We start from the raw sequence: 9207 nt of genomic DNA on the forward strand, positions 1-9207 counted from the left end.
CCGGATGGCCTGAAGCATGGATTTTGCCATGCACGACCGCCCTCATGTGTGAATTGAGGAGAGATGTATCGCCTTATCCGTGAAAAAGCAAGCCAGAAAGCCCTATAAAGCGCAGAATCAGAAATAATCTGCCAGATGATTTAATGTCTTATAATTCGCGCACTTCCAGAATACCCGGAATACGACGCAGATTCTGACGTAGCTCACCGCTCAGCTTGAAACGGCCAGCCAAAGCCACGCGCACATCATGCCCATCAACGGTGAAATGTAGCTTGACCTCGGCCTTGCCAGGACCATCATCACGCAAGACCGATTTAATCTGTTCAAGCGGTTTGTCATCACGGATCCATAACCCAACGCCGCCATGCCATGCCGCAACAGCATCATCAAGCAGTTGAACACGCGCTGCAAGCAACCGTGGCCCGTTATCTTCAACTTTAAGATTAGCTGAAACCAGTAATGGTTTGTCATCATTTAATAAATCCGAACTTTCAGATAAAACGTCAGAAAAGAAGGTTGTTTCAAAAACACCTGTCTGATCGGTGAACTGAACAAAGGCAAATTTATTACCGCGTTGCGATACACGCACTTGTTTTCCCGTTATTGATCCAGCCAGATTAACACGTTGTGGTGGCCGTCCCGCCTCAATCTGGCGGTTCAATTCACTGGCGGTAATAATGCGCAGCTTTTCCAACTGATTTCCATAACCGTCAAGCGGATGCGCCGACAAATACAAACCCAAAGCATCAAATTCTTCTTTCAGTCGATCCATGGCAACCCAATCTTCACATGGGGTAAGCCGTAAAGAGCTGGCCATACTGTCTGTGTCTTCACCAAACAGATTGTTCTGGTTCGATTCCTTGTCACGCCGCATGGTTTCTGCATGTGCCAGCAGATAATCAATATTCTTCAAAAGTTCATGGCGATTTTCATGAAGGCAATCAAGCGCCCCTGCCCGCACCAGATTTTCCATCTGTCGTCGATTACTGGCATCACGTGGTAATCGTTCAAGAAAATCCATCATATTTTTGAATTTTGTACCTGAGTCGCGTTTTTCGGTCAGCCGAGCCATAGCTTCGGCACCAACATTCTTGATCGCGCCAAGCGCATAACGAATGGCCAACGGATTATCGGCTGTATCATTTGTTGTATCGGAGACAGGCTCAACACGAAAACTGGCAAAGGAGTAATTGACGCAAGGCGGCTTGATGGTAATGCCCTTTTGTTGACATTCCTGACGGAATACAGCCAGCTTTTCGGTATTACCCGCATCAAGTGCCATAGACGCGGCCAGAAACTCGACGGGATAATTCGCTTTCAGATAGGCCGTTTGATATGACACAAGCGCATAGGCCGCGGCGTGGGATTTATTAAACCCATATCCAGCAAAAGCGGCGATCGTGTCAAATATGTCGGAAGCCAGTTTTTCCGATATTTGATTATCAACCGCGCCATTAACAAAGGTTGCACGCTGGTCATCCATTTCGGCTTTGATTTTTTTGCCCATCGCACGTCGTAAAATATCGGCAGCACCTAATGTATAGCCAGCCAACACCTGCGCCGCTTGCTGTACCTGTTCCTGATAAATCATGATGCCGTAAGTTTCTTTCAAAACCGGCTCAAGATCAGGATGCATATAGGTGATCTGCGATGGATCATGTTTACGTGCAACATAATCAGGGATATTTTCCATTGGCCCCGGACGATAGAGCGCCACAACAGCGATAATGTCTTCAAAACGGTCAGGTTTCAGGCCGCGCAAAACATCCCGCATACCTGCTGATTCAAGCTGGAACACACCCACTGTGTCACCAGCCGATAGCATCTCAAAGGTTTTGGCATCATCAAGCGGTATGGCTTCCAGATCGATGTCAATGCCGCGCTGGGCGATGAATTCAACCGCCCGCTGCAGAACTGTCAGCGTTTTAAGTCCCAAGAAGTCAAATTTAACAAGACCAGCCTTTTCAACCCATTTCATGTTGAACTGAGTTACCGGCATGTCTGAGCGGGGATCACGATATAAAGGCACAAGATCAGCCAGAGGACGATCACCAATGACCAAGCCAGCCGCATGGGTCGATGCGTGTCTATAAAGACCTTCAAGCGACAAAGACATATCGATCAGATCAGCGACCTGTTCATCCTGATTGCGCTCAGCACGTAAATCAGCTTCGCTTTCAAGTGCCTGTGCTATTGTGGTTGGGTTAGCCGGATTATTCGGTATCAGTTTAGCGATACGGTCAACCTGTCCATAGGGCATTTCAAGAACGCGCCCCACATCGCGCAAAGCGGCGCGTGCTTGCAACGATCCAAAAGTTATGATCTGGGCAACGCGGTCTTTGCCGTATTTTTCCTGAACATATGTGATGACCTCATCACGCCTATCCTGACAGAAATCGATATCGAAATCAGGCATCGATACACGTTCAGGATTCAAAAACCGTTCAAAAAGCAATCCCCAGCGAAGCGGATCAAGATCAGTAATAGATAACGACCATGCAACGACCGAGCCAGCACCTGATCCCCGCCCAGGCCCAACCGGAATATTGGCGTTTTTAGCCCATTGAATAAAATCAGCAACGATTAAAAAATATCCCGGAAATCCCATCTGGTTGATAACACCGAGTTCAAATGCCAAACGGTCTTGATAAGGTTTGGCGATTTCGATTTTTGTGGCGGCATCCATGTTGTCATTATAAACGTGGCGTTCTAGCCGCATGGCAAGACCAGTTTCTGCCTGCCGTGCAAGTTCGACATCTTCGGTATTACCTGTCTTAGACGTGAATGGGGGCAGGATTGGCGCCCGCTCAGGTGACATATAGCTACATCGCTTAGCGATGATTACACTATTAGTAATAGCTTCTGGAATATCTATAAATAAATCAGTCATTTGTTTTGCTGATTTAAAGTAATGGTTTGGTGAATATTTTAACCGATTATCTTCTGAAACCTTGCGCCCTGTACCAACACAAACAAGCGCATCATGTGGCCCAGCCATCTTTGGTGTATCAAAGCGGCAATCATTTGTGGCAACCAATGGCAAATCGAGTTTATCCGCCAATTCAACAAGAATAGGTTCAGCAACCTGTTCGGCACCCAAGCCATGTCTTTGCAATTCGATATAGACACGCCCCTGCATGATTGAATGCAAGGATTCCAGTCGTGCTTTAGCCAGTGCTTGGCGCCCGTCAGATGCAGGCAAACCAACAAAGCCATCCATCACACCACCCGATAGCAAAATCAGCCCCTCAGCACGCGCCGCCAAAGCCTCAAAACTACATTGTGGATCAGTGTTTGCTTCTGAATTCAGCAAGGCATCAGACAATAGATGGGAAAGATTGACGTAGCCAGTTTCATTCTGTGCCAACAAAACAACCTCACCTACGCCTTGGTTGTCACTTATGTTTAGCTGTGCGCCCATGATAGGTTGAACACCTAGATTAGCCATACTCTGTGAAAACTCGAGAGCGCCAAACATATTGTTGGTATCGGTGATCGCGGCGGCTGGTTGTTTATCTTCGGCCACAAGGCGCGCAAGGTTTTTGATTCGTAGAGTAGACTCAGCCAGTGAATAGGCTGTATGAAGACGAAGATGAACAAAATTGGCGGGCATTTAACACCTGTTTCACGGCTGAAGGGATCAGCATAAACCCCAGCATAAACCATAGTCACGTAAGTGCAATGCGTGGAAATAAGGTTGTGTAAATTTTATTCAAAAAACTGGAACAAAGATCAGTTGATAGTTTCGATGACACCGTTTTTAAGCGTCAGAATGCTGTCCATTTCATGCGCTAATTGCTGATTATGCGTAACAACCAAGGCCGCTGTATTCGTGCCATGTACAATAGCCGATAGATGTTCAAAAACACTTGCCGCTGTTACCGGATCAAGATTGCCTGTTGGCTCGTCAGCCAGAAGGACACGCGGCGCATTTGCCACCGAACGCGCAATAGCAACACGTTGCTGTTCACCACCTGATAGCAAGCCCGGACGATGGCTATCGCGGTTTACAAGGCCAACCATCTGCAATAATTGTTCAGCGCGGGCGGCGGCTTCGTCACGACTAAGGCCGTTCAGCATTTGCGGAATCATGATGTTTTCCAGTGCTGAAAATTCAGGAAGCAAGCGGTGGAACTGAAAAACAAAACCAATGTGCGAGCGGCGAAGCTGACCACGCTTTCGGCGGCCAAGCTTGTCTGTTTGCTGACCAGCAATAGTCACGGTGCCACTGGTCGGTGTGTCAAGAAGCCCCGCGATATTCAGCAAGGTTGATTTGCCCGACCCCGAAGGGCCTATGAGCGCTTTCATTTCGCCTGATGCAACGGTTAAGCTAGCATCACTCAAGATTTCCAGTTTGTTATCACCTTGTGTGAAATGCTTTGTCACCTTGTCAAGCGATAGCATGGGCATACGGCTTTGTTCATTCTTATTCATAGCGCAATGCCTCGGCTGGGGCGATACGCGTCGCACGCCATGCTGGATACAGGCTGGCCAAGAAAGATAATGTGATCGCCATTACAATCACCATCAACACTTCCTGTGGATCGACTTTAGCGGGCAAATTGGACAGAAAATAAATTTCGGCAGCGAATAATTCGGCACCTGATATACCCTCGAGAAACTGTTTTATGGCATCTATTTTCCAGCAAAACAGCATCCCAAGAACCGATCCGATGGCCGTGCCAACAACGCCAATGCTGGCACCTGTCATCAGGAAAACCCGCAAAATTGACCCGCCGCTTGCCCCCATTGTCCGTAATACGGCAATATCGGCATTCTTTGAACGCACCAACATAATCATTGATGACACGATATTAAAAGCCGCGACAAGGATGATAAGCGTCAGGATAAGAAACATGACATTGCGTTCGACAGCAAGCGCGTTCAAAAAGCTTTTGTTCCTGTCCAGCCAATCAAAGGCGCGCAGGTCTTTGGCAAGCGTGCTGGCAATAGCGGTTCGGTAAAATGCGATATTTTGTGGATCATCAACATAGATTTCAAGTCCTGAGACCGATGTAGGCAAGCCAAGAAAATCCCCAGCTACGTCAAGCGGCATGAAGATGAAGCTGGTATCATATTCATGCATGCCAACATCAAAAACGCCTGCTACTTTAAAACTTCGGCGTGTTGGCAAGGTGCCAAATGCCGTGGCCTTACCACGCGCGGTGGTTAGCGTTATCGTGCCCCCCGGGGCAATACCCGTCTTGAACGCCATAGTTTTACCGATCAGCACCCCGCCTTCATCACGAAAGCTGGCAATTGCCTTTTCATTAAGCGATTCCCATAACGGTTTGCGAGCAGCCAAGTCTGACCAGCGCACCCCCCGAATGACGGCACCAAGGTTGACTGCGTTCTTGGTCGCCATAACCTGACCTTCGATCTGAGGTGTGACAGCAATAACGCCAGGCATTTCAGTGATAGACAGAGCCAAATTATCGTAATCTTTGATGCCGTTGCCTGCGGTACTGTAAATAGCTACATGGCCATTAAGGCCAAGAATGCGATCAACAAGTTCGGCGCGAAATCCATTCATCACCGACATAACGATAATCAATGTGGCGACCCCTAGCGTAATACCGGCTAGTGAAAACCACGCTATGACCGAGATAAACCCCTCAGCCCGACGCGCCCGCATATAACGCATTGCAAGCATCCGTTCGACCGGAGAGAAAAATAAAGCCATTAAACAGTTCCCAATATAGACGTTAGCAGAAGGACGTTCGACATTTTGAAAAACAATTATCCATTTAAGATTTTGGTAACAGCAGAATCTGGCGACATTTCGGCAGTTTCGCCTGTTTTGCGCCTTTTTAGTTCGACCATGTTATGTTCCATACCGCGGGGGCCAACAACGATTTGCCACGGAATACCGATCAGATCCATGCTTGCCATCTTGGCACCGGGGCGGTCATTGCGATCATCAAGTAACGGTTCCAGTCCCGCATTATCAAATTGTTGGTAAAGTTGATCTGCTTGGGCATCACATATGGCATCACCAGGTTTTAGATTGATGATGGCAACACCAAAAGGCGCCACCGCATCTGGCCAGATGATGCCCTTGTCATCATGACTGGCTTCGATAATGCCGCCAACAAGCCGCGAGACACCAATACCATAAGAGCCCATGTGAACAGGCACAGGCTTGCCATCGGGGCCACTGACCGTGGCACCCATAGTTTCAGAATATTTGGTGCCAAAGTAAAAAATATGGCCAATCTCAATGCCACGCAAAGACATCAGATCATCCGACGGTACCGGACAGTTTTCCGGATCATGCATGTCATCAGCACGTGCATAGAGGCTGGTAAATTTATCAACAAACGGCTGTAAGTCAGTATTGTAGTCAATGTCAGCATCCAGATTGATATTCATCCAGTCTTTGTGAAAAAAGACGCCGCTTTCGCCTGTTTCGGCCAGAATGATGAATTCGTGACTCATATCGCCGCCAATAGGACCTGTATCAGCCTCCATCGGAATAGCTGTCAAACCCATGCGCGCAAAGGTTTTGAGATAGGACACAAACATCCGGTTATAAGCCGCGCGTGCCTTATCGCCATCAAGATCAAAAGAATAGGCATCCTTCATCAGAAATTCACGTCCCCGCATAATCCCAAAGCGTGGACGCACTTCATCACGGAATTTCCACTGGATATGATACATATTTAGCGGTAGTGCCTTGTAGCTTCGCACATGTGCCCGAAAAATATCGGTGATCTGTTCTTCGTTCGTTGGTCCGTAAAGCATGTTGCGGTCATGCCGATCAACAATGCGCAACATCTCGGCACCATAATCGTCATACCGACCAGATTCCTGCCATAACTCGGCTGGCTGAATGGTTGGCATCAGAATTTCCAAGGCACCTGCCCGGTTTTGTTCTTCACGAACAATATTTTCAATTTTATCAAGAACGCGCTTGCCAAGCGGTAACCAGGAATAAATACCCGCGCTTGACTGTTGCACCATGCCCGCACGCAACATCAAACGATGTGACGCGATTTGCGCTTCTTTCGGAGTTTCTTTTAAAAGAGGGAGAAAATACTGGCTAAGACGCATCAAAATTTCCTTGGTATGGTTTATTCGTAATCAGATCTGGCAAATCTGGGTAAAGAGATATGCGATTACATCAATGGGACAGCATGTCAACACCGACAATCTAGATTGAAGCCCTGTCTAACGCAAGGCAGGAAGCCCCTCATGGTTAAAGATATCGGCGATCATGTGATCCGAAACCTCGGCCAGTGTCGCTGGTGACCATATAGGCGCATGATCCTTATCAACCAGCACGGCCCGGATGCCTTCAGACAGATCAGGGCGGCGCATCATCTTGAGCGCAAGCTTGAAATCAAGATCAAGCGCAGCGTCCACGCCATCAAGCATGTCGGACAAGGTCAGCAAATGGATGAACAACTTTATTGAAACTGGACAGCGCGTTGTCAGCAAGTTGTGGATGTTGGCAGCAAAGGCATCACCCTTGATACGCGCCATATCGCTGGCACGGATGACCATATCTTCGGCCTTTGCACCGCCAAAAATATAATCAATCGCCGCCCTGTTGGCACTTAGTCCCGGCACACCCGGATCAATCTGAAATGTGCCGATAACATCGTCTATCTCATCAGGATTGCAGGCGACAAGCGCGCCAGCCAGCGCATCAATATCAGCCGTTTTGACAACCGCATGTGCAAGCCCCAGCATCATGCATTCAGCACCATCAATAATGGCCCCTGTGGTGCCCAGCCATAAAGCGATTGGACGAGGACAGCGCCCCAAAAACAGGCTGGCTGTCGCATCCGGAAATAAGCCGATAGCCGTTTCAGGCATGGCAAAACGCGTTGTATCAGTGGCGACAATATGGCTGCAATTTTGGGCTATACCTGCCCCACCGCCCATGACAATACCGACACATAGCGCAATGATCGGCTTGGAAAATTGTGCAACCGCCACATCGGCTAGATATTCAGCCTTGAAATAGCCCAGCGCGCCATTCACCGGATCTGTAAGCAATAATTCACGCGCATAGCGCACATCACCGCCAGCACAAAAGGCACGCGGCGCACTGCTTTTGATAATGACATGCGATAAAGCATCGTCCTGATCCCATATATTTAGCTGGTCATGTATGGTCGTAACCATCTCTACACTAAGCGCATTCAAAGCCTTGGGGCGGTCAAGCGTTATAACACCGACCTTTTGTGACCTTGTGCCTGTCTCAACTGAACAGATGATGTCGCTTTGTCGCATTGCAGAAAGGCCCATGTTTGTTTACATATATCCCATGATTATGAACCATATCGGAAACCAGCTGGCATGAGTAGAGGTCAATTTCCATCCACGCGGATGCGCCGTAACCGCATGCAATCATTTTCGCGCCGTCTTATGGCCGAGACCAGCATTTCGGTTGATGATTTGATCTGGCCTATGTTTGTTGTCGAAGGTCAGGAGATTGATGAGCCCATTACGTCAATGCCTGGTCAGTTCCGCTATTCGATTGACCGGCTTGTTGAAAAGGCTGGCGAAGCCGTTGCCCTTTCGATACCCGCTATTGCTATTTTTCCAGCCCTTGATGCATCACAGAAAGATGCTGACGGCACCGATGCCCTTGATGGTAACAACCTTGTCTGCCAAGCGGTTCGTGCTGTCAAAAGTGCCTGCCCTGACCTTGGAGTTATTTGCGATGTTGCGCTTGATCCCTTTACCGACCATGGACATGACGGCGTCATCCGCGATGGCATAATCGCCAATGACGAAACAGTTGATATTCTGTGTCAGCAAGCGGTTCTGCAAGCTGATGCTGGCTGTGATATTATTGCTCCATCCGACATGATGGACGGGCGTGTTGGCGCGGTGAGATCAGCGCTTGATGATGCTGGCCACCAAAATGTAATGATCATGGCCTATGCGGCAAAATATGCGTCTGCGTTCTATGGCCCATTTCGTGACGCGGTCAAGGCTGGTGCTTCGCTTGGGTCATCAGGTAAATCAAGTTATCAGATGGATCCGGCGAATAGTGATGAAGCCATGCATGAAATTGACCTTGATCTGCAAGAAGGTGCCGATATGGTTATCATCAAACCGGGTATGCCCTATCTGGATATTCTGAACAGGGCAAAAACCGAATTTGGGGTGCCATGCATTGCCTATCAGGTGTCAGGTGAATATGCCATGATCGTAGCGGCAGCCGAAAATGGCTGGCTTGATCATGACCGA

The 9207-nt window shown here is 48.5% G+C and carries 6 protein-coding genes; 1 reads left to right on the forward strand and 5 read right to left on the reverse strand.

Annotated features, from left to right (window positions below; all coding sequences use genetic code 11):
* Nucleotides 1-148 precede the first annotated feature (148 nt).
* The 5 genes from dnaE to ABNT28_RS02940 form a co-directional block, all read right to left on the reverse strand.
* Nucleotides 149-3613 (reverse strand): DNA polymerase III subunit alpha, encoded by a 3465-nt coding sequence (gene dnaE, locus ABNT28_RS02920; RefSeq protein ID WP_348720988.1) that lies wholly within the window; start codon nt 3611-3613, stop codon nt 149-151.
* Nucleotides 3614-3732: 119 nt separating this feature from the next.
* On the reverse strand, nt 3733-4434 hold the full coding sequence (locus ABNT28_RS02925; protein WP_332924089.1) for an ABC transporter ATP-binding protein: 702 nt from the start codon (nt 4432-4434) through the stop codon (nt 3733-3735).
* Nucleotides 4427-5683 carry a lipoprotein-releasing ABC transporter permease subunit gene (locus ABNT28_RS02930; protein ID WP_332924088.1) on the reverse strand — a complete coding sequence of 419 codons (1257 nt, stop codon included), beginning with the start codon at nt 5681-5683 and terminating at the stop codon, nt 4427-4429. The genes ABNT28_RS02925 and ABNT28_RS02930 overlap by 8 nt, the downstream gene beginning before the upstream one ends.
* Nucleotides 5684-5739: 56 nt before the next feature.
* Nucleotides 5740-7053: a proline--tRNA ligase gene (gene proS, locus ABNT28_RS02935; RefSeq protein WP_332924087.1), complete on the reverse strand. Its 1314-nt coding sequence runs from the start codon at nt 7051-7053 to the stop codon at nt 5740-5742.
* A gap of 117 nt (nt 7054-7170) precedes the next feature.
* Nucleotides 7171-8241 (reverse strand): enoyl-CoA hydratase/isomerase family protein, encoded by a 1071-nt coding sequence (locus ABNT28_RS02940; protein WP_332924086.1) that lies wholly within the window; start codon nt 8239-8241, stop codon nt 7171-7173.
* A 66-nt stretch (nt 8242-8307) separates the two neighbouring features.
* On the opposite strand from ABNT28_RS02940, the gene hemB reads away from it, so the two are divergent.
* Nucleotides 8308-9207, forward strand: a 900-nt coding sequence (gene hemB / locus ABNT28_RS02945) for a porphobilinogen synthase (RefSeq protein ID WP_348720989.1), incomplete at its 3' end; no start/stop codon positions are given.

The sequence above is a fragment of the uncultured Candidatus Puniceispirillum sp. genome (assembly GCF_963979125.1).
Lineage (GTDB): Bacteria > Pseudomonadota > Alphaproteobacteria > Puniceispirillales > Puniceispirillaceae > Puniceispirillum.

Bases quoted from the DNA above. Each gene is read 5' to 3' on its own strand.
- dnaE (WP_348720988.1), bottom strand. From the start codon at position 3,613: ATGCCCGCCAATTTTGTTCATCTTCGTCTTCATACAGCCTATTCACTG.
- ABNT28_RS02925 (WP_332924089.1), bottom strand. From the start codon at position 4,434: ATGAATAAGAATGAACAAAGCCGTATGCCCATGCTATCGCTTGACAAG.
- ABNT28_RS02930 (WP_332924088.1), bottom strand. From the start codon at position 5,683: ATGGCTTTATTTTTCTCTCCGGTCGAACGGATGCTTGCAATGCGTTAT.
- proS (WP_332924087.1), bottom strand. From the start codon at position 7,053: ATGCGTCTTAGCCAGTATTTTCTCCCTCTTTTAAAAGAAACTCCGAAA.
- ABNT28_RS02940 (WP_332924086.1), bottom strand. From the start codon at position 8,241: ATGCGACAAAGCGACATCATCTGTTCAGTTGAGACAGGCACAAGGTCA.